A 21,904-nucleotide genomic window follows, 5' to 3' on the forward strand; every position below is an offset into this window, starting at 1 on the left:
CAGGGTCAGTGCCGTCCCGACTTGCTGATGTCGCTGATGTTCTGATCCTGCTCGGTTTCGAAGTTGCCCGCGCTGGTTCTGACCATGCCGGCCGACTTCAGGAGCGCCCCCACCGTGCCGTCGAGGCCCTCCTCGATACCGTCGCGGATGGGGTTGTACACCTTGATGACCGCCTGGACGACCTCGTCGTCGGGGTCGCCGAAGGACGGCTTGTCGGGGTACACCTTCGACTTGTCGTAGCCGGACAACAGGGTCTTGATGGCGTCGGTCAGCTGCTCGGTCTGGCCGCTGCCGTTCTTCATGCCGTCCGGTGAGGCGGCGAACGTGTTGCCATTGCCCGTGGGGGAGCCTCCCGGTGCGCTAGGCACGTCGTTCACCCCACTCCGGACTGAAGGGGCCGCCGGGGGCCTTCAGGGGCTCCAGGAGTTCTTCCAGGCCCATGCCCTCCATGCGGTCGACGGCGTCGGGGCCGTCGGTGGCGATGCCGATACCGGCCTCGGTCAGCTCACCGAACCGGGCGAAGACCCGGCTGAACAGCTCCTGGTGAGCCCGGTTCATGGTCTCCATGACGCTGGCGGCGAGTTCCTTGCCGGACATGCTCTGGTGCTTGTTGCCCAGGAAGCGCAGGGAGCCGACCTTGCCGTCGGAGCCGAGGGTCAGCTCGACGACGCGGTCCTTGGAGCGGACGGTCACCGAGATGGAGGCGATCTCGTTGCGGGCCTCGACCAGGGATTTGCGCTGCTTGTCGAAGTCGGCCATGGCCTGGTCGAGTTGTTGGCGGAGTGTTTCGTTCACGGTGTCCTGCCCCTCTCCAATGATTGGGTGCGGTAGGGATGCCAGGATGATGCGATCGGATCAGCGGCCGATCGAAGCGGGCAGGCCCTCCTCCCCGGTGCCCCAGACGTCCTCTTCCTCGTTCCAGCCGGAGTCCTCGGTCTCGGGGCGCCAGCCGGCCGCGTCGCCGGGCTGGCCCCCCTGTCCGGTCGTGGGGGTGCGGCTGGGCACCTCCACCGGGTCCTCGTCCTCTTCCTCGAAGACCTCGGGGGCCGGACGCTCGGCTGGACGCTGTTGATAGCCGCCGGCGGCGACGAACGGGCCGTCGGCGTCGTTCTCCTGGTAGGTCTCCCGGGTGCGGTCGCCCTGTCCCTGGCCCTGTCCCTGGCCCTGACTGGCCATCCGGGCCATACCCATCATCATCATCATGGGAGACATCAGGCCGCCCAGTGCGCTCATCCCGGAGTCGTCACCGGTGGCGCTCGGCGAGGTGCCGGTCCCGCCGGAGCCCAGCGGCTGGGCGGCCGGGGTCCCGGCGTCGGCGGTGGCCTGGCTGGGCACCGCCTGGAACTGTCCGTCGGGGCTGGTGATCGTGCTGCTGCCGTCCGGGAACTGGGTGGTGGTGAAGCCGTCGGAGCCGAGGGTGGAGGTGGTGCCGGTCGGGAAGGTGGTCGACAGTGAGCCGTCGCCGTTGTCGAAGGTCAGGCCCCCCGGGTCGGAGGTCAGTCCGCTGCTGCCGAAGCCGCTGACGGTGGGGATGTCGGTGCCGCCACTGCCGCCGAGGCTGCCCAGACTGCCGAGGCCGCCCAGGCTGCCCGTGTTGCCGAAGCCGGTCAGGCCGCCCGTGGAGCCGGTGCCGCCCGTCGGAGGGGTCGAGGTCACCGTGCCGTCCGGGTTGACGGTGATGGAGCTGCCGTCGGGGTAGGTGGTGGTGAAGCCGCCGTCGTCGGTGAGCGCGGTACGGGAGCCGTCCGGGTTGACCACGCTCTGGTTCTCCCCGAGCTGGCTGGTCACCTCGGAACCGTCGGCCTTGATCGTGGAGACCGTGCCGTCCGGGCTGATCGTGGTGGAGCTGCCGTCGGGGAAGTCCATGGTCAGGCTGCCGTCGGCGTTCTGGGTGGAGACGGTGCCGCTGGGCGCGGTCAGCTGGGTCAGCCCGTCCGGGGTGGTCGACTCCACCACACCGTTGGAGAAGGTGGTCGTCTCATTGCCGTTGGCGTCGGTGTTGGTGATGCTGCCGTCGGCGTTGTGGGTGACGGAGGTGCCGTCCGGGTACTCGGTGGTGATGTTCCCGTCGCTGTCCACGCTGGTCAGGGAGCCGTCGGGGTTGGTCAGGAACTCACCGGGGGTGAGGTTGCCGAAGGTGGAGATACCGGAGGGGGAGACCGTGGTGGTCTCCCCGTCGGGGGTGACCGTGGTGGAGCTGCCGTCCGGGAACTCGGTGGTCAGGCTGCCGTCCGAGTTGAGGGTGCTGACACTGCCGTCGGCGTTGTGGGTGACCGAGGTGCCGTCGGGGAACTGGGTGGTGATGTCACCGTTGGCGTCGACGCTGGTGACGGAGCCGTCGGGGTTCAGGATCGACTGGCCGGGGGCGAGGGTGGAGGTGGTGATCGTGCCGTCCGGGTTGGTCGTGGTGATCTCACCGTTGGGGCTGACCGTGGTCGAGCTGCCGTCGGGATACTCGGTGGTGATGCTGCCGTCGGGGTTGATCGTGGTGTTCTCGCCGAACGAGTCCGCCGTCGGGAGGGAGCCGTTGCCGAAGGTGCTGAGGCTGCCGCCCGTGCCGCCCGTACCGGTCCCGGTGAACGGCAGTCCGATGGGGGGCACGGTGCCCAGGGTCGAGTCGCTGCCGAACGAGCTGACCTCGCCGAGAGTGGGGGTGCCGTCCGGGTTGAGGCCGCCCGAGCCCGTGGGGTCCGAGAGGAGGCTGTTGGGGTCGCCGATCCCGGTCGTGCCGAGGCCGTCGATGCCGGTGGGAAGGCCGGAGGTCAGGGTGTTGGGGTCGCCGAGCACACTGTCCGAGCCGAAGCCGCTGACCGTGGGATTGGTCAGCCCGCCGGTGCCGCCCAGGCCGTCCAGGCTCAGCCCGTCCGTGCTGCCGAGCACACTGTCCGAGCCGAAGCCGCTGACGGTCGGATTGGTCAGCCCGTCCGTGCCTCCCAGGCCGCCACCGGTGCCGCCCAGGTCGTCCAGGTTCAGCCCGCCGGTGCCGCCCAGGCCGTCCAGGTTCAGCCCGCCGGTGCCACCGCCACCGGCGCTGCTGAAGATGTTCCCGAAGTCGTTCCCGAAGTCGCTGAGGCTGCCGCCGAGGCCGTCCCCGAAGTCGTTCAGGTCCTTTCCGAAGTTGGACATGGCGTCGTTGAAGTCCTTGCCGAAGTTCGCCATGTTCTCGTTCGCCTCGTTGGCGGCGTTCTCCGCCTCCTCCTCCTGCTTGTCCAGCTGGTCCTGCTGGAAAGCCTGTGTGAGGGACACCGTGGAGGCGTCATCGAAGGCGAACGCCGTGTTCCAGCCCGGGTTCAGGACCCGCGACCAGTTCTCCTGCAAGGTCTTGACCTCGGCGCGGGCGGGTGTGTCGAGATTCGTCTCGATGTTGACCCGCCACCGGTACCGCGCCTCGTTGGAGATCGCCGACCAGGTGCTCTGGTCCTTGAGATTTCCCCAGACGGTGCTGTCCCGGTAGTCCGGCAAGGTGAGCCATTTGTCGTCCGACACATAGTCGCCGTACTGCTGACCGTCGTCGTCGGCGGTGCCTTCGATCATCCCCGTCTTGGAGGTGTTGTAGTTGTTGATCCAGACGATCAACTCGTTCATGATGTCGACCAGTACGGCGCGTGGGTCGCCGTCGATGTTCCGTCCCGACTGCGAGCCGTCGGGGTGGGAGACCGTGATGGGCGTGGCGCTGCGGTACATGAACTTCACGAAGTCGTCGAACATGTTCACGTACGCCCGGTGCAGCGCGTTCTCCGCCTCGATCAGCGAATTGCCGTGGATCGTCGGCGAGGAATGGTTGGTCGCCACCGCCGTGGCCGTCGAGGAGAAACCGGGCGGGCTCAGTTCGGATTTGAAATGCTCGTACTTCTCGTACAGCAGATTGATCAGATCCCAGAAGACACCGGCGGCCGTGCCCTTCCAGGACGCGTTCTCGTCGCCCAGGGCCTCCGTCCACTGCTTGAGGATCTCGGCGTGCGAGTTGAAGAAGGTGCCGGCCTTGTCGAAGGACAGGGCGAGCGTGGTGAAGGAGCGGAGGTCCACCCCATTTTCCTGACTGGGCGATCCGCCGTAGTTGCTGCTCGCCCCGACCGTGCTGTAGGGGGACCGGGCCAGCCCGACGAGCGCGTCATAGCTGCGCTGCCAGTACTGCCGACCGGCCGTCTGGTCGGTGAAGCCCACATCCGCCTGGTACAGGCGCACGCCGCTGCCCGTGCCGCTGAAGAACTGGAAGGTGGCGCCCATCCCGTCCGCGTTGACCCGCTGGACGAGAACCTGACCCCGGGCGGGCTTTCCCAGCTCCTGGATGTTGATGTTGGTCAGCCAGGGGACCCCGCCGTCGCCCTTCGCCTCCATGATCTCGCCGCGCTCGCCCAGGGTGAATCCTGTCATCAGGTTGATGATGTGTTCCCAGTTGTCCACGGCCATGAAGGACGCTCCGCCTCTCCGGTTCCCAGATCTGTCCGGTCAACCCCGCCGCGCGGGGCTATGCCCCCGTCGAGGAGGAGGTGGAGTTGCTGCCGCCGCCGCTGCCGCCGTCCATCTCCCCGACGTAGTCGTTGATCGCGGTCAGGAACTTCTGACCCTCGACGCTGGTGAGATTGTCGTCCTGGGTCTTGAGGAACGTCTTGATGACATTCCGGAGCTCCAGGTCCAGGTCCTTGAACGCCTCCTGGTGCTTCAGCAGCACCTTGTCGATCGCCTCGGCCGCGGTGATCGCGTTCTTGACCACCCCGCCGCCGCCGGTGTCCGAGTCGTCGTTCATCTGCCCCAGCACCAGCGGGCGCGGCCTGTTGGCCACGTCGAACAGCGAGGGCGGGTCCTGCCCGGGGGCGCGCAGTTCGGTGATCCGCTTCAGGAACGGGAGCAGATCGCCCTCGATGAACGCCTGGAGATTCGCGGAGTTGAGCTGTGTCAGGTTGGGCATGCTGGACCTTCTTCACGGCGGAGGGGGTACGGCACGGAGGGAGCGGCGGACTGATCCCGGAAGCGGGCTGGGGACACCGGACAACGGTGTCGGACGACGGGACGCGCACCCGGAGCGAGCCCCCGGGTGCGCGCTCCCTGGACGCGGACGGACCGGCTCACATACGGATGTCGCCGAAGCCCTGGGCGTTGCTGAGGTCCGTCCGGTAGTAGTTCGACGAGATGTTGTCCAGCACGCTTCCGTGCTGCTGGATGATCTGGGCCAGATTGGCGACCTGGCGCTCCCAGGCGGGCTGCACCTGCGTGGTGTACACCTCGCGGTCCTGACCGGCCCACTCCGCGATACGGGCGTTCAGAGACTGCTGGAGTTCGGTGAGGACCTGCTGGATGTACTGGTTCTCCTGCGTCATCGACTCGACGGCGTTGCCGGCGCCGGTGTGATTGATGAAGATCTCGGGCACGAAGGGCTCCTTGGGACGGTCAGGGCGGCTGGGCGGCGTACGGGACGGTGTACAGGTGTCAGGTGGTGAGGGTGTTGTAGGCGTCGTCGCGGGCGCTCAGGCTGTTCGACAGCTGCACCAGGCCCTCGGCGTCGCCCTGGGCGTTGCCGGAGGTCGTCATGCTGGTGCTGAGCTGCTCGATCATCCGGTCACAGGTGAACTTGATCTGGTCGACCTCGCCCAGCCACTTCTCCAGCACCTGCTGGAACATGCGGCCGTCGGAGCCGCCGTAGTCGACGCCCAGCTGGGAGGCCATGTCCCGGACCCGGCCCTGGCTGCTGGTCAGGTTGCCCTTGGCACCCTCCAGCAGGCTGATTGCGCCCTGGTAGATCTCAGTTGTCGATGCCTGCAACGGCGTGCTCATACGGTCTCCCAATCGGGACAGTGGTCCAGGAGTGATGCCGGATGCCTCGCGGCCGGCGGCCTCTGGGGCGCGCGCCATGACCGTTCCGTCGCGAACGGCGACGCGTTCGAAGGACCAGCGGCACCTCCTGGAGCGAAGGTGATGTGCGATGTGCGATGTGCCTTGCGGCGTAAAGAGGGAGTGCTAGGGCGACGCTAGATCCCGGTCCGGGTGACTCGCAATCGGCCACGTTCACCTGGGTCCACAAGGGCAGCCCGCGTGCACCAAGGGGAAGGCGGACCGCCGGTCGCCGCCGGTGGCGGGCGGGTGGGCCCGGGAGTACGTGAACACCCCGGCACGCACCGTGATTTGACCAGGTCAAGTCAGGGGCGCACCGGGGTGCTGTTTTCAGCCTGTCACTCAGCGTTGGGTTCCCGCGGACCACAGGACGCCGCCACCCGCCGACAGGATGGTGACATTGCCGTCCGCCTGGATGACCAGCCGGGCGCCGGGGTTGCCCGCCGTGCCGGAGGACCACAGGGTCTTGTCGTCGGCGCTGTAGACGGCGAAGTGACCGTCGTCCTGGAAGACCGCGCGGTTGCCGGAGCCGGACGTGCCGGAGGACCAGCGCACCACACCGTTCTCGTCGGTGATGACAAGGTTGCCACTGCTGCGCAGTGTGATCTTCATCCGGTTCGACGCCACCGACTGGCCCGGGTCGAGCCGGTAGGTGGACGAGACGACCCGGGTGGACCAGTCCGGCGTGGCCGGCTTGGTCTCCGCCTTGACCGGCTTCGCCACGGGCTTGGCGACCGGCTTCGGCTCGGGCTTGGGCTCGGGCTTCGGCTCGGGCTTCGCGACCGGCTTGGCGACCGGCTTCGGCTCGGGCTTGGGCTCCGGCTTCGGCTCGGGCTTCGCCTCCGGCTTGTCGGCCGCGGCGCGGGTCTCGGCCTTGACCGGGGCCGGCGTCTTCGGCTCGTCCTCGGTGTCCGTGCTGAGCCGGCTCCGGGGCTGGGTCCGGGACTCGCTCTTCGGCTCGTCCTTCACCTCGTCCCCGGTCGCCGGGAGCGCGTCGATCCTCGGCTCCAGCGGACGGGCCGGGGTACGCGGGATCAGGACGTTGTCGCGGAGCGCCCCCGCCGGGGCCTCCGCCACCGGCGTACCGGACAGGTCGGTGTCGCCGTTCTTGCCCTGGTCGGTCTTCTCCCCCGGGGGGACGCCCAGCGCGGACGGCGGGCCGAACACACCGTTGCCCGGGGTGTCGCCCTTGACCGGTGCCGGGCCGTCGGCCTCGGACGGCGGGCCGTCCGAGGTGCTCGGCACCGACTGGAGGTTGTCGTCCAGGGTCGTGTCCCCCGACGGACCGGACAGGCTCGGACCGACGCTGGTCAGCAGCGGCGGCGTCCCCGAGTCCGGGTTCGGCTCGGTCACCGGCTCCGGCACCAGCGGGTTCGACGCGCCGTCCTGCGGCTCATGCGTCGGCATGTCGCTGGCGTAGGCGTCGGCGGTGCTGCTCAGATCGTCGAGACCGGTGACCGTCTTGTTGCCGGGGTTGTTGTTCAGCAGCGGCACCGAGACCAGCATGGCGCCCGCGAACGCGGCGGCCATCAGCGGCCACTTGCCCCGCCGTGAGCCGTGCCCGGCCTGGGTGCGGCCGGGACGGTTCTGCACCGCCCCCTCGGCCACCGCCGCGGCGAGCCGTCCCTCGGGACCCTCGCCCTCGGCGGTCGCCGGCACCACGGTCAGGCCGGGCCCGCCCGGACCGCCCGCCGCCGCGGCGGTCTGCTGACGGCGCGAACGCCCCCGGAACAGCCGGCCGGACGGGGCGGCGGCCGTGCTGGAGGCGGCGGTGGTGGCGGTGGTGCTGGCGGAGGGCGCGAAGGTCGCGGGGACGGCCGCCGTGGCCGTCCGGCCGGACCGGACCGTCCGGCCGGGGGCCGCGGTCTCCCCTTCACCGGCCGCCGCCGTGGCGCTGCGCGCGGCCTGGCCGGCCGAGAGCAGCGCCGAGGCCGCCGCCGCGCCGGAATCGTCCTCGTTCAGGGGCAGCGCGATTGCCCGTCGGATCGACGGGGCCGCCCCCACGGTGGGCGGTGCGGAACCACCCACCGGAGTATCTATGGCCATCTTGGCTCCTTGATCGTCTTACTCGCTCGCGCACCGGTGAGGAACGTGCGGGCCGGTGCGGGCCAAATGGAAACAGGACGACCGCCGCCTCCCCCACGAAGCGACGGCCGTCCTCACCTCGACCGGGGCCTGAACCGGCCCCGGCGAAGCTGTCTGTGTGTTGTTTCTCGATGTGCTCGATGTGCTCGCTGGAGAGGCGGTGGGCCAAGACAACACCGCGGACGCGCCCGGACATCGCGGGGCGTCGGCTCGGGAAGCCGGTTCCTCTCCGAGACCGGCTTCCCGATGGGCTCCACTCTCGCGCGACGCAAGGCCGTTGCCTACGGCGACCGCCCGGATGTGCCTCTTGAACGGACACCTCTGCCCATAGGGGAAGCCCGCCCGCCGCTTTCACGCGTCCAGGGCCAGCACTCCCAGCGCCCCCGTCCGCCGCTCCGGCCACTCCTCGGCCCCCGTCCCCGGCCCCGCCGCCAGCTCCAGCAGCCCGAGCAGCCGCTTGAGTACGGAGTTGTCGGTGTCGTCGAGCCGTCCGGGCGCCGCGGGCGGGGCCGCCTCGGGGAGTTCGCGCAACAGCACCACCTGCGCGGCGCCGCGCCGGGCCACCTGGAGCACCCGCAGCCGGGTGCCGGGCGCGAACAGCACCTCGGCCGCCGTGTCGCCCTCCGCACCGGCCGCCGGGTCCGGTTCGACCAGCGCGGCGGCGGCCTTGCGGCCGGTCATGGACCAGATCAGATAGTGATCGGCGGGCACGGCCGGGTACGCCTTGTCGAAGCCCACCGCGCCGATCGGCCCCGCCTCGCCCAGCTCCTCGCCCGGCAGCAGCAGTTCGGCCGCCTCGCCGAGCGCCCCGCCCGCCGACCGCACGGCGGCCCCCCGGTACGAGGGCAGCCTGCGCAGGCCCGACGCCACACAGCCCAGCAGCGGCAGCAGCTCGCCCCCGCCCGCCGCCAGCGACTCCAGCAGGACCCGCCGGACGTTGGACTCCTCGGCCAGATAGGCGTGCAGGACCGTCAGCTCGGCCGCCGCCTCCTGCGGGTCCGCGGTGTTGCGCAGCGCGGGCAGCCGGGTCAGCGCCCGGGTCACCGCACCGGCGTGGTTGTCCCAGCGCTCCCCCAGCCCCGCCCGCACACCCTCCCGCTCGTTCCCGGCGGGGCGGTAGGAGGGGCGGACCGGGAGCCAGGTGACGGTACGGAGGTCCGGGGTCGTGGGCTCGGGCTCGGGGGCGGTGGCCTCCGGCTCGGGGTCGAGGTCGGGTACGGGGTCGAGGTCGAGGTCGAGGTCGGGGGCCGGTGCCGGGTCGAGGCCGGGATCCGGTGCCGGTGCCGGTGGTGCCTCGCCGTCCGGGGTGAGGGAGGTCATCAGGCCCGCCAGGGGAGTGGCGGGGAGGGCGAGGTCGGAGTCGTCGGCGGAGTCGGGGCCGGGGCCGAAGTCGGGGCCGGAGTCGGGGCCGGTTCCGGATGCCGGGTCCGGGGCCGGGGGGAGGGGCGGCCAGGGGGCCCGCTCGGGGTCGGTGGTGCGGGGGAGTTCGGACTTCCAGGTCGGCTCGGTGCGGTTCGTCCGGGGCATGGCGGGGGGCTGGGTGTTGGTGACCGTGCCGAGCGCGGTCGCCTGCGCCGTCCGTCCGGCGGTGGCCGGTTGCTCCTCGCGGGCCGGGGTGCCGGTCGCCGGACGGGGCCCCGGTCCGCCGGGGAGCGGGTCGGACCCGGTCGAGCCGAGGGGCGCGGCGGGGACGGGCTCCTCGTACGGCGGGGCCGCGCTCTCCCCGTCCTCGTCGTCGCCCTCGTCGCCGTGGCCCAGCAAGGGGTGGGCGGGCTCCTCCTCGGGCCCGGCGGGCCCGGCGGGCTGGGGCGGGCCGAACGGCAGGCCCGGGTCGAAGGGGTCGAGCGCGGGTGCGGACGGCTGCCCGAAGGAGGCGATGCCGAGGGGGGCGGGATCGGGTTCGGGGGCCGGAGCGGGGGTGGGGGTGGGTGCCGGGGTGGGTTCGGGTGCCGGTGGCGGCACGGGCGACGGTCGTACGGGAGCGGGTGCCGGTGCTGCGGCCGGGGCACTGGTGCCCGTCCCGGCCGTGACCGTGGCGGAGACCGCCGCCGGGGCCACCGGAGCGGCCGGAGCCACCACAGGCGCGGGTGCCACCGTCGGCGTCGGCGTCGCCGTGACCACCGGTGTCGCCGCCACCCTCGGCGTCGTCGCCGCCGCTGCCCGTCCGCGTGCCTGCACCGGCTCCGGGCGTCCCGCGCCCGACCGCAGTGCCACCTCGTGGCGGATCGCCAGCCGGCGCAGCGCCCGCAGGGTCTCCGGGGTGGGGTCGCCGAGGAGCTGGATCAGGGTGTGGGCGCGGACATCGTCCTGGAGGGAGGTGAAGAGCTTCTCCAGGGGGGCCAGCAGGGAGTCGTCCAGGGGCTGGCCCGGCAGCCCGATGTCGACGGCCATCACATCGGCCCGCACCGGGCGTTCGACGGCCGTACGCGGCGGCACGGCCTTGTGCGCGCCGATCCACAGACCCGCCCGGACCACCGTGACCTGCCACTTCTTGTCCAGGAGCAGGGTGCCGGGGTCGGCGCCGGGGCGCAGTCCGCCGATGGGGGCACGCCAGTTGTCGATCCGGGGGGCGGCGGGCACGTCACCGTGCGCGGGACGGCAGGTGAGCGTGCGGACGTACGGCTGCCAGGACGGGTTGCCGTCGGCGTCGAGCAGCACGGTCCGGGGGGTGCCGCCGCCCTGGGCGGGGTCGCCCCAGGGCGTGTCCGAACGGGAGCCGCGCGCCGGGCGGGACGCCACCGCGGGGCCCTCCTCCAGCAGCACCGTCACCCCGTTGGCGACCTGCACCTCCGTGCCGAGGAGATCGGCGACCTCCTGGGCGAGGGCGAGCAGATCGGTGCCGTCGGAGGAGACCAGCCGTACGGTGCCGCGCACGGCGGCCGGCAGCACGGCGAGGACATCGGCGACCGCGTCGGGCGGCACCTGGCCGCGGCCCGCGGTGTCCACCAGCAGGACCGGGCCCTCGGGGTCCACGGGGAGGGCGTAGCGGATGGCGTCGACGCCCTCCGGGGGTGCTCCGGCGGGCTGGATCAGCAGCCCGGCCGGGATGTGCTCGACGACACAGCCGGGGACGCCCTCCAGCGGGACCCGGTCCAGCGCGCCCTGCCAGGCGGGCACCGGGTGGCGGGGGCCGAGGGGGCGGGGGCGCCGGGTGGCGGAGTGCTGCCACCAGCCGCCCGCCCGGTCGGGGAGTTCGGGGGCGAACAGGGTGCCGCCGGGCACGACGACCGCGACCCCGGCGGGGGCGAGGACGTCCACGCCCCACCGTTCGCTGAGCGCGCGGGCCGGTGCCGGGCGGTCGCCGGACTCGCCCGCGCCGCCGGACATCACCAGCCGCAGCAGGGTGGTGCCCGCCTCCCGGCACTCCTTGAGCGCCGGTTCCAGCGTGTCGTACAGGGCGTCGAGGTCGTCGAACCCGGCGCCGACCAGCACGGTCGCGGTGGCCGGGAAGGACCAGGTGCCGGTGACCGCGTCCAGGGCCTGCGCGGCGACGGCCAGCGGTTCGGGGACCGGGCCGGAGCCGTGCACGGCGTAGACGCCCTTGGCGCCGGTCAGTCGGAGGGCGGGGCGGGAACGGCCGTTTCCGGGGCGGGACGTGGTGCCTCGGCGGGGGCTGTGCGGGCTCATCGGGACCTCCGGGACACCGAAGCGTGAAATGTGAGAGAAGCGTTAAATGGCACGTTAAGCGCGGGAAAAATTAGGTAAGTTGAAAAAGTTTGGAATGCGCGCAATATACTGCGGGCGGTCCGGTGGGCGAACGCGCCGCGGACCCCCCATCCCAGGAAGGCGGCCCCGCCTTGAGCAGCAGCGGCATACCAGGTATCCGGCCCCGCCCCCGGCCGGAGGGACCGCGCGTCCGTCCCGGCGGCCGGCCCAGAGCCGCCGCCGTCACCCTGGCCACGGCGCTGCTGTGCGGCACGGCCACCGGCGTCACCGCCGGCCCCGCCGCCGCCGCGCCCCGCGCCGAGACCCCCGTACCGCTGCCGTCGGCCGGGGCCAGTGCCGCGCCGGCGCCCAAGCTGCCGGTGATGCCGCCCTACTACGACCTCACCCAGAACCCCTGCACCGAGGGATCGGACCGGACGGTGACCGCCGTGCCCTGGGCGCAGCAGAAGCTGGAGCTGACCCGGGCCCACCAGCTCAGCACGGGCGCCGGGGTGACCGTGGCGGTCATCGACACCGGGGTGGCCGACGGGGTGGCGGCGCTGCGGGGGCGGGTGACCGGGGCGGGCACCGGCGCCACCGAGGACTGCGTGGGGCACGGCACGTTCGTCGCCTCGGTGATCGCCGCGCGCCCGGCGGCGGGCAGCGGGTTCAGCGGGGTCGCGCCGGATGCCCGGATCCTCGCGGTGCGGGCCATCGACTCCACCGGGGCGCCGGACCCGGCGCGGGTCGCCCAGGGCATCCGGTCGGCGGTGGACGCCGGGGCGGAGGTCATCTCCGTCTCGCTGGCCTTCACCAGCGCCTCCGACGCCCTCAAGTCGGCCCTCGACCACGCCGCCGACGAGGATGTGCTGGTGGTCGCGGCCGGGACGCCCGACGGGGTCACCGACCAGTCCCCGGCCGAGGAGCGCCGGCCGGTGGCGTTCTGGCCGGCCGCGCAGCCGGGGGTGCTGTCCGTGGTGGACCTGGACATCAACGACGCCCGGCCCGACGGGGCGTTCGAGCCGGTGCGCGCCGACCTCGCCGCGCCGGGCCAGGGCATCACCGGCGTCGGCCCGCGCGGCAAGGGCAACTATCTGGCCAACGGGGCCTCGGTGGCCGCCGCGTTCACCGCCGGGGCCGCCGCCCTCGTCCGGTCCTACGAGCCGGAGCTGACCGCCGCGGAGGTCGCCGACCGGCTCACCGCGGGCGGCTACCCGGCCCAGGTGCCCCGCCTCAACCCCTATGGCGCGCTGTCCGCCGTCCTGCCCACCAGCGCGCCGCCGCTGCGGGCGGGGGCCTCCGACATCCGGCTCAACCCGGTGTACGAGGACCCGGCGCCCGCCCGCCGGGCCTACACCGTGCTGGTGGGGTCCCTGGCGGCGGCGGCCGTCCTGGTCGGAGCCGTGGTGCTGGCCCGCCGCCACCGGCGTGCCCGGGTCTGACCCGGGCCGCCCGCTCACAGGAGTTCCGGGGTCGGTTCGGACTCCGGCTCCATGACCGCCGTCTGGATCTGGACGGTGTTGCGGCGGGTGATGTAGAAGCCGCGGCCGGGCGGCAGCAGCTTCGGCTTCACATTGCCGAAGAGATAGCCCTCGGAGGGCGGGCAGGACAGCAGCAGGCCCGGGGTGTTGTTCTCCATGAGCCGGCGGATCGTGGGGTCGTTGACCCCGCGCATCCCGCCGGCCGCGGCACGGGCCAGAACCATGTGGAAACCGACCTCGTAGCCCAGCGGCAGATGCTCCAGCAGCGGATCGAAGGGGTTGCGCATCGGCGAGGCGATCAGGTCGTAGTCGTCGACCAGCACGAACAGCCGCGGCCCGCGCCACCAGTCGGCGAGCTTCATCCGGGACGGTGAGATGTCCTGGCCCGGGGTGCGGGTCTTCAGCGCGCGGGCCGCGCCGTCCACCAGTTCGGCGAGCTGGTCCAGGGAGACCGCGTGTCCGAGCCGGTACTCCTCGGGGACCGTCTCGACCAGGGTGCGGCGGAAGTCGACGACCAGGATCCGGGCCTCGGCCGGGGTGAACCGCTCGGTGATGCTCCGGGTGATCACCCGCAGCAGATTGGTCTTGCCGCTCTCGGTGTCGCCGAAGGTGACCAGGTGCGGCACCTCGGAGAAGTCGTGCCAGGCGGTGCCCAGTTCGCTCTCCTCCAGACCGATCGGCATCCGGAACCGCCGCACCGTCTCGGCGGCCGTCGGCGCCCGCTCGCTCGGCGGCGAGGGGACGAAGGCCGGCAGGTCCGCCGCGCTGAAGTGGGTCGGCAGCATCCGCACCGGCGGCGCGACCGGCCCCGCCCAGCTCTCGGCGACCGCCGACACCAGATCGCCGATCCCGTCGGCGAGGTCCTCGCTGTCCTCGGTGCCGTCGATCCGGGGCAGCGCGGCCAGGAAGTGCAGCTTGCTGTCGATGGTCAGACCGCGGCCGGGGATCCTCGGGACCTCCTTGGCGCGGCGCATGTCGGCCAGCGAGTCCAGCGCCTCACCCATCCGCAGCTCCAGCCGGGTCGCCGACTGGTCGCGGACCTGGGCGGTCAGCTCCACCCAGCGGGTCGTGGTGGTCATCAGATGGATGCCGTAGTTGAGTCCGCTGGTGGCGATCTGGTTGATGGTCGGCACATGGTCCTGGAAGTCGTTGCGGACCGTCGACCAGCCGTCGATCACCAGGAACACATCACCGTGCGGCTCGTCGGGGAACTCCCCGGCCACGCGCCGCCGCCGCAGGGTCGGCATGGAGTCGATGCCGTGCTCCAGGAACAGCCGCTCCCGGCGGGCCAGCAGCGAGGTGACCTCGTTGAGGGTCCGGCCGATCCGCTCGGTGTCCAGCCGGGCCGCGACCCCGCCGACATGCGGCAGCCCGGACAGCGACGCCAGCGCGCCACCGCCGAAGTCCAGGCAGTAGAACTGCACCTCGGAGGGGGTGTGGGTGAGCGCGAGACCGGCCATCACGGTCCGCAGCAGGGTCGACTTGCCGCTCTGCGGACCGCCGCAGATCGCCAGATGCCCGCCCGCCGACGACAGATCCACGGTGAGCAGATCGCGCCGCTGCTCGTAGGGCTTGTCGATGATGCCGACCGGCACGGTCAGCTTGCCGCGCTGCGGCCAGTCGGCGGTGGTCAGCCCCAGCACCGGATCGGGGGAGAGCGGCGGCAGCAACTGGTCCAGCGTCGGCGGCTGGCCCAGCGGCGGCAGCCACACCTGGTGGGCGGGGGGCCCCGCGTCCCGCATGGTGCCGATGGCGATGGCCAGCAGGGAGTTCGCCCCGCCCTCCGGCTCGCTCACCCCCGGATCCGGCTCGGGCTCGGGCGTCGGCGCGGGCACCGGCGCCTGCCGGGCGGTCACATACTCGGCGGTCCACAGCACCACCTGGCTCTGGATCTGCGCCTGCACCGCCGCCGCCGACCGCTGCCGGTAGGTGCCCGAGACATACGCGGCCCGGAACCGGGTCAGCGGCTCGACACCGCTCTTGAGGAACCCGTTGCCCGGCGCCGACGGCAGCTCATAGGCGTCCGGCACCCCGAGCACACCCCGCGACTCCATCGCGGAGAACGTCCGCAGCCCGATCCGGTACGACAGATGGCTCTCCAGCTGGTGCATCCGGCCCTCGTCCAGGCGCTGCGAGGCCAGCAGCAGATGCACCCCGAGAGACCGGCCGAGACGCCCGATCATCACGAACAGATCCATGAACTCCCGGTGCGCGGCGAGAAGTTCACTGAACTCGTCCACCACCACGAACAGGCTGGGCAGCGGCGCCAGCGGGGTCCCGGCGGCCCGCGCCCGCTCGTACTCCAGCACCGAGCTGTAGTTGCCGGCCGCCCGCAGCAGCTCCTGGCGGCGGATCATCTCGCCCTGGAGGGCGTCCTGCATGCGGCCCACCAGCGCGGCCTCCCCGGCCAGGTTGGTGATCACCGCGGAGGTGTGCGGGAGTTCGTCGAGACCGAGGAAGGTCGCGCCGCCCTTGAAGTCGACCAGGACGAAGTTCAGGGTCTCCGAGGAGTGCGCCAGGGCCAGCCCCAGCACCAGGGTGCGCAGCAGCTCCGACTTGCCGGAGCCGGTGGCGCCGATCAGCATGCCGTGCGGGCCCATACCGCCCTGCGCGGACTCCTTGATGTCCAGGTCCACCGGATGCCCGTCGGCGCCGATCGCGATCGGCACCCGCAGCCGCCCCGACTCGCTGCCCGCCCGGCGCTGCCAGTAGGCGGCGGGGTCGTGCCGGTGCAGATCGGGGATGCCCAGCAGGCTGGTCAGCTGGATGTCCGACTCCAGCGGCCGGGTCGCCTCGCCCACATCGCCGATCCGCTGGGAGGCGAGCCGCGCGGCCACCGAGCGGGCCGCGGCCGGGCCCAGGGTGTCCGGGCGGCCCAGCGGGGTGGTGGCCTCCTTGCGGTTGCGGTCGGTCCGCACCAGCGCCACCGTGCCCTCGCCCAGTTCGAGCCGGAGCACGGTCCGGCCGGGCCGCCAGCTCAGGGTGTCGGACAGATCGATCACCACACAGTTGCGAAAGCCCTGCCGGTCGAAGCGGTGCCCGCCGGGCAGCTGCCCGCCGTCCAGCACCACCACCGTGAACGGCTCGTCCTTGGTGATCTCCGCCGTCACATCGAACGGCGGACGCTCACTGAAGCCGTCGCCGAGCAGTTCCTCCAGCTCACCCGCGTTGCCCGCGATCAGCCGGGACGGGCCCGCCCCGTCGGTCTCGTGCGGATGCAGGCTGTGCGGCAGCCACTTCGCCCAGTCCCACTCCTCGCGCCGGTCCGGCGACACACAGAACGCGATCATCAGATCCTGCGGGGCGTGCGCCACCGCGAGCTGCGCCAGCACCGCCCGCGCGGTGCCCGCCACCTGCTCGCGCTCCCCGCGCATCAGCACCCGCGCCCAGGTCCGCAGGAACACCGCGATCGGCTGGTCCGGCACCGTGGAGTAGGCGTTGATGAAGGCGCGCAGGGCGTGCGCGGTCAGCGGGTCCAGGTCGTCCACCGGGGTGTTCGCGGTGGTCGTCAGCTTCAGCCCGAGGCGCTGGTCCCCGACCGCGAGCCGCACCTCCGCGAAGTCGTCGTCGCCGGTACGCCGTTCCCACAGCCGGGTGCTGCGCGCGAACGACCACAGCGCCTCCGGCTCCGGATGCCGCCAGGCCAGCGCCCGCTGCTGCTCGGCCACCGCCCGCCGCACCCGGCGCCGTACGCCCGACAGATAGCGCAGATAGTCCCGGCGGGAGCCCTTGAGGGTGTTCTTGCGCTCGGCGGCGGTCCGCATCAGCTGGCCGATCAGCATGGTGCCCATGGCCAGCGCCATCACACCGACGATGACATAGGTGATCGGGCTGGAGGTGGAGCCGGGGCGCATATAGAGCAGCACCATGGCGCCGGTCATCATCGCCATCGGCAGATAGGTCATCATGCCGCCGTTGTTCGGCGTCGGCTCGGTGATGACCGGCGGCTCCTGGAGGGCGAGGTCGCCCGAGGGCATCTCGGGGCCCGTGCGGCGGGTGGGCCGGCGGAAGAAGACCACACTCAAGGAACGTCACCTCTGGCTGATCGGACTGAATCTGACGGACCGCCCGTCGAGGGGGCGGCGGGAGCCAGGTGTCAGCTGCGCGCGGGCGCGGCGGAAGCGGGCCGCACCACCATGTCTGACACACATGTTCCGGCCGCCGATGCCCCCCGCGAAGCCCCCTGCCCCTTGGGGCAGACTTACCGCACCCGTCTGTGCAGGAATCCGGGGCATCGGGCCCCCGGGAGCACCCGCGGTCTGCCGTAATGTCATGTCAACTCGGGCGAACAAGACCGCCCGAGCGGTCACCGTTGGCCGCGCCGCGGGACGCCGCGCTTCCCAAGTGAAGCGGTCGGACCCCAGTATGTGCACCTGGGACCGCCCCTCAGTCAAGGGTTGCCGCCCCACTGTCATCCGTCGGGCATGTCCGGGACCGCATCCCGCTCGCCCCGCGTCCCCTGCGCCGCGTCGCCACGGGTGGCACCGCATGCACCAAATCTACTGTTCGGAGGGTGGCACCCCTGATGAGCGAGAGCCAGGTGGCGGCCCTGCCCGGCACGTCCGGTCTGTGCCGGCTGACCGTGCGGGCACCGGAGAAACTCCTGGACCTGGCGGTCCCGGCGGACATCCCGGTGGCCGATCTGCTGCCGGTGATCGTCGGCTACGCCGGGGACGATCTGTACGAGTCGGGACTGGAGCACGGCGGCTGGGCACTCCAGCGCGTCGGCGGGGACCCGCTGGACCCCGAGGGCACCGCCCAGTCCCTCGAACTGCACGACGGGGACATGCTGCTGCTGCGGCCGGTCGCCGAGACACTGCCGCCGGTCCGGTTCGACAACCTCGTCGACGGCGTGTCCAGCACGATCCGCGATCTGCCCAACTCCTGGTCGCCCGAGGTCAGCCGCTGGGCCCTGCGCTCGGTGCTGCTGGTGGTGCTGGCCGCCGTCCTGACGCTGCTGGCCCTCACCGACGGGGCGGGCACCGACCGGGCCGTGGTCTGCGGCGGGGCCACCCTGATGCTGCTGGCCGGGGCGGGCGCGGCGGCCCGGGTGCTGGAGGACATGCCCGGCGCGATCCTGCTGGGCCTGGCCGCCGGACCCTTCGCGGCCCTCGCCGGGACCCTGGTGGTGGGCGACGCGACCGGCGTCGGGGACGGCGGGCTGACCGGCGCCCGCTGGCTGGCCGGGGCGGCGCTGTGGGGCATCGTCACCGCGCTGGCGATGACGGTGGTGACCAGCTGGCCGGTGGCGTTCGTGGCGAGCATCGTGGTCGCGGTCGCCGGGGTGCTCGGCGGGGTGCTGATGCTGACCCTGGACGAGGGCGTGGACGGGGCGGCGGCCGGGGTGACCGTGGTCGCGGTGCTGTTCGGCGCGTTCGTCCCCACCATGAGCTTCTCCCTGTCCGGTTTCCGGCTGCCGCCCCTGCCCACCAACTCCGACGAGTTGCAGGAGGGCATCGACCCCTACCCCAGTGACGAGCTGACCGCCCGCACCGCGGCCACCGACCGCTGGATGACCGGCCTGTATCTGGCCGTCGGGGTGATCTGCTCGGCCTGTCTGACCGGGCTCGCCACCGCCCTGAGCACCCCGCAACTGCTCACCGGCGCCCTGCTCTCGGCCGTGCTGCTGCTGCACGGCCGCAACCTCGGCAACGCCTGGCAGCGGCTCGCCCTGGTGCTGCCGGGGGCGGTCGGCGCGGTGCTGCTGACCGTGTGCGCGGCCCTCCAGCGCGACTGGGACGGCCAGTTCACCGCCGTGGGGATGCTGCTGGGCGGGGTGGTCGTGGCGATCATCCTGTGGACGGTGCCCGGCCGCCGGCTGCTGCCGTACTGGGGCCGGGCCGGTGACCTGTTCCAGTCCGCGGCGGCCATCGCCCTGCTGCCGATGGTGCTGTGGGTGCTGGACGTGTACGCCGACCTGCGCGGCGTCAAGGGCTGACAGCGCCGCCGAGAGCTGAGATCCGAGAGCGAGACCCGTAACCCATGCAGACCCGCCGCGACCAGGTCCAGGCCCACCGCTTCGTCGTCAACCGGCTGACCACCGGACTGATGCGCACCGACCCGGACTTCCCCGAGAGCCCCAACCGCAGAACCAACATGGGCATAGCCATCGGCGTGGGCATCGGCATCGTCGTCTCCATCGGCTTCCTGGTGTACGGCTTCATCTCGCCGGGCGGCAACAACACCTGGCAGAACGGCAAGACCCTGATCGTGGAGAGCGGCACCGGCAACCGCTATCTCTACGACGGCTCCCTGCGCCCGGTCCGCAACTACGCCTCCGCCAAGCTGATCGTCGGCACCGGCATGAGCACCCGCACGGTCCCCGCCAAGTCCCTCGCGAACACCCCGCGCGGCGGTGCCGTCGGCATCGAGGGCGCCCCCGACACCCTGCCCAAGGCGTCCGAGCTGGACAACGGCCGCTGGGAGGTGTGCGCCACCATCCGCACCACCGACAGCAACCAGCGCACCGCCGCCACCACCCTCGTCGTGGACGGCGAGACCCCCGGCGCCGGGCTCGGCGCCGATGACGCCCTTCTCGTCACCGGCCCCGACGACACCCACTACCTCATCTGGCGCGGCAACCGCTACCGCCTCGCCGACGGCACCGACACCGCCGAGGCCCTCGGCTACGGCGCCAGCGCCCCCATGCCGGTCTCCGCCGCCTTCCTCGACGGCCTCCCGGCGGGCCCCGACCTCGCCCCGACGCCCGTCCCCGGGCAGGGGGAGGCCGGTCCGGACCTGGATGGCCGGGAGACTCGCGTCGGGCAGGTCTTCGTGGTGCAGACGCCGGGCTCCTCCGAGCGCTACTACCTGCTGCTGCGCGACGGTCTGGTGCCGCTCACGCCCACCCAGGCGGCGCTGTCCCTGAGCGGCCCCGGCGTCCGCGAGCGGGCCTACGACGGGGCCGCCCCGGTCGCCGTGCCGCTCACCGCCGACAGCCTGAGCGGGCGGCTGACCGGTGCCGGTTCGGCGGTGGAGAACGCCGGCAAGTCCCTGCCGCAGAACCCGCCGACCCTGCTGCCGGTGAGCACCGGTCAGGCGGCGTGCGTGCGCTGGGAGGGCGCCGGGGGCGACGAGCAGCCCTCCGGATCCGGGGACACGGGGGGCATGTCGGTGGGGGTGGCCCTGATCGACCTGGGCGGACTGCCCGCCGACGCCAAGGCGCCGACCCGGCCGGCCTGTGTGCCGGTGGACACGGTGGCGGTGGAGCCGGACGGCGGCAGCCTGGTGCGGGCGCTGGGCGCGGGCGGCGGGCAGATCGGCGGCACCACCTATCTGGTGACCGAGACCGGGATGAAGTACCTGATCCCGACCCCGGAGGCGGCGGCGGCCCTCGGCTACGACCTGGCGACGGCCCGTGGACTGCCGTCCACCCTGCTGGCGATGCTGCCGACCGGTCCCGACCTCTCCCCGCAGAGCGCCCTCACCGGACAGCCGGTGACCAGTACCGCGCCGGGCTGCGCGGGGTCGGGCGAGCCCGAGCCGGAGACCACCGGCCGGCCGCAGACTCCGGCGGCGCCGCCCGCCGGGGGACCGGCACCGGGGCCGGGTGAGGGGACGGTGGAGCTGCGCTAGCCGCGCCCCCCGGAAGGCCCACAGCCGCCCGGCCCCCTCCGCAGGAACTGCACGACCCGCACGACCCGCGTGACCCTCGCCACCCGCGTGACCTGCGTCACTGCCAACAACGGACCGATCGTGGCGATTGGTTGCTTGAAAGTGTCCCAAAAGGGTTGAGGCAATGTCAGAACGTGCTAAGTCGCACTCGGTCATTTGACGGAAGCTCAGCGCTTCACCGGTCGCCTACGGTGCAGGAGTGCCTAGTCACGCATCGACACGCGGACGCCGCTCGGACGTCGGCGAGTGTGGCGGGGAGGGGTGCAAGGCACAGAACCGAGCTTCGTATGTCGGCTCTATGTGGGGAACCGAAGTGACAGTGACAATGACTCAAGCGGAAGGCATTGCGGGCGCGTTGGGCGCACCGATCTCGGTCGTACTGCGCGCCAGCGACACCATCCTGGAACATGCCACCAGCGCCTATCTACAGACCCGGGCCATGGTGACCATCGTTCCTCAGCAGGGGCTCGCCGAGGCAGATGTCTCGGTCATGCTCCTGCACAGCCTGGACGACGACTGGCTCAGGATCCTGAAGCAGGACGCGGCTCGGGCGGGCGGTTCACCCGTCCCCGTCGTGGTGATGGCGGATCGGGTCAATGAACGGCAGCTCACCCTTGCTGTCGAATACGGACTCACCAGCTTTCTCTACCGCAGCAGTTCCAGCCTTGAGCAATTGCTCGACGCCACCATGGAGGCAAGTTCTGGGCGCAGCCGTATGCCGGACGAACTGGTCGGTCATCTCATCGCCGAGCTCGGCCACCAGCAGCGGCAGCAGACGCTGGCGCGGTTAACTCGACGGGGCGGGCTCTCGGCCCGTGAGATCGAGGTGCTGCGCATGCTGTCCGAGGGAATGAACACGGTGGAGATATCCGAGAGGATGAGCTATTCGGAGCGCACCATCAAGGGCATCATCCACGACAGCGTCAAGCAGCTGAAGTGCAAGAACCGTACACAGGCTGTCGCCCAGGCGGTTCGGACCGGAATTCTCTGACCGCTACAGAGAAACCGTTTCTGAACCTTCACACTCGCGGAGCGCACCGTTGGCCCAGGCCGGCGGTGTGCCCCTTTTTGCTGTCCGGAATCTGTTCGGAGGCTGTCGGTAAAGAAATCCCAACTAGTCCCGATCCCGGTTAATTTCATGTGTCACGGGGCTTGCGTAAACGTAACCCTGGGAGGCAGGATCCGGTATTCAGGAGGTCCGGCTGTGGTGATCGCGTACGACGCGACGCGGAGGAGCCGGGAAGAACGTT

At 71.9% G+C, this 21,904-nt stretch carries 13 protein-coding genes; 4 read left to right on the plus strand and 9 right to left on the minus strand.

Translation table 11 applies throughout. The features are described from left to right. Positions 1-5 precede the first annotated feature (5 nt). From ABZX40_RS40565 to ABZX40_RS40600, 8 genes are all read right to left on the minus strand, one after another. Positions 6-368, minus strand: a complete 363-nt coding sequence (locus tag ABZX40_RS40565) for a hypothetical protein (protein WP_355750786.1) — start codon at positions 366-368, stop codon at positions 6-8. After that, positions 361-795, minus strand: a complete 435-nt coding sequence (locus ABZX40_RS40570; RefSeq protein WP_355750789.1) for a YbaB/EbfC family nucleoid-associated protein — start codon at positions 793-795, stop codon at positions 361-363. Before ABZX40_RS40570 ends, ABZX40_RS40565 begins: the two co-directional genes overlap by 8 nt. A 60-nt stretch (positions 796-855) precedes the next feature. Continuing rightward, positions 856-4,410, minus strand: coding sequence for an AAWKG family protein (locus ABZX40_RS40575; RefSeq protein ID WP_355750792.1), 3,555 nt, complete (start codon positions 4,408-4,410; stop codon positions 856-858). A 58-nt stretch (positions 4,411-4,468) separates the two neighbouring features. Then, the gene (locus tag ABZX40_RS40580) at positions 4,469-4,909 is read right to left on the minus strand and encodes a type VII secretion system-associated protein (protein WP_355750795.1); all 441 of its coding nucleotides are present in this window, start codon (positions 4,907-4,909) and stop codon (positions 4,469-4,471) included. Between the two features lie 157 nt (positions 4,910-5,066). Continuing rightward, on the minus strand, positions 5,067-5,369 hold the full coding sequence (locus tag ABZX40_RS40585; RefSeq protein ID WP_355750797.1) for a WXG100 family type VII secretion target: 303 nt from the start codon (positions 5,367-5,369) through the stop codon (positions 5,067-5,069). 58 nt (positions 5,370-5,427) lie between these two features. Then, complete coding sequence (locus ABZX40_RS40590; RefSeq protein ID WP_355750800.1) at positions 5,428-5,772, minus strand: hypothetical protein; 345 nt, start codon at positions 5,770-5,772, stop codon at positions 5,428-5,430. 399 nt (positions 5,773-6,171) lie between these two features. Beyond that, positions 6,172-7,875 carry a hypothetical protein gene (locus ABZX40_RS40595; RefSeq protein WP_355750803.1) on the minus strand — a complete coding sequence of 568 codons (1,704 nt, stop codon included), beginning with the start codon at positions 7,873-7,875 and terminating at the stop codon, positions 6,172-6,174. Positions 7,876-8,265: 390 nt separating this feature from the next. Further along, positions 8,266-11,541, minus strand: coding sequence for a hypothetical protein (locus ABZX40_RS40600; protein WP_355750805.1), 3,276 nt, complete (start codon positions 11,539-11,541; stop codon positions 8,266-8,268). A 170-nt stretch (positions 11,542-11,711) separates the two neighbouring features. Here ABZX40_RS40600 and ABZX40_RS40605 point away from each other — a divergent pair, with 170 nt between their 5' ends. Continuing rightward, complete coding sequence (locus ABZX40_RS40605) at positions 11,712-13,001, plus strand: S8 family serine peptidase (protein WP_355750808.1); 1,290 nt, start codon at positions 11,712-11,714, stop codon at positions 12,999-13,001. A 14-nt stretch (positions 13,002-13,015) separates the two neighbouring features. Here ABZX40_RS40605 and eccCa read toward each other — a convergent pair whose 3' ends face one another. Beyond that, positions 13,016-17,059 (minus strand): type VII secretion protein EccCa, encoded by a 4,044-nt coding sequence (gene eccCa, locus ABZX40_RS40610; RefSeq protein WP_355750819.1) that lies wholly within the window; start codon positions 17,057-17,059, stop codon positions 13,016-13,018. A gap of 506 nt (positions 17,060-17,565) precedes the next feature. On the opposite strand from eccCa, the gene eccD reads away from it, so the two are divergent. The 3 genes from eccD (at position 17,566) to ABZX40_RS40625 (ending at position 21,645) form a co-directional block, all read left to right on the plus strand. Continuing rightward, positions 17,566-18,978 carry a type VII secretion integral membrane protein EccD gene (gene eccD, locus ABZX40_RS40615; RefSeq protein WP_355750810.1) on the plus strand — a complete coding sequence of 471 codons (1,413 nt, stop codon included), beginning with the start codon at positions 17,566-17,568 and terminating at the stop codon, positions 18,976-18,978. Between the two features lie 44 nt (positions 18,979-19,022). Continuing rightward, a complete protein-coding gene (gene eccB / locus ABZX40_RS40620; protein ID WP_355750813.1) occupies positions 19,023-20,615 on the plus strand; it encodes a type VII secretion protein EccB in 1,593 nt (530 codons plus the stop codon). A 364-nt stretch (positions 20,616-20,979) separates the two neighbouring features. Next, positions 20,980-21,645: a response regulator transcription factor gene (locus ABZX40_RS40625; RefSeq protein WP_355750816.1), complete on the plus strand. Its 666-nt coding sequence runs from the start codon at positions 20,980-20,982 to the stop codon at positions 21,643-21,645. The last annotated feature ends 259 nt before the right edge of the window (positions 21,646-21,904 follow it).

It is taken from the genome of Streptomyces sp. NPDC004610, assembly GCF_040609715.1.
GTDB lineage: Bacteria > Actinomycetota > Actinomycetes > Streptomycetales > Streptomycetaceae > Streptomyces.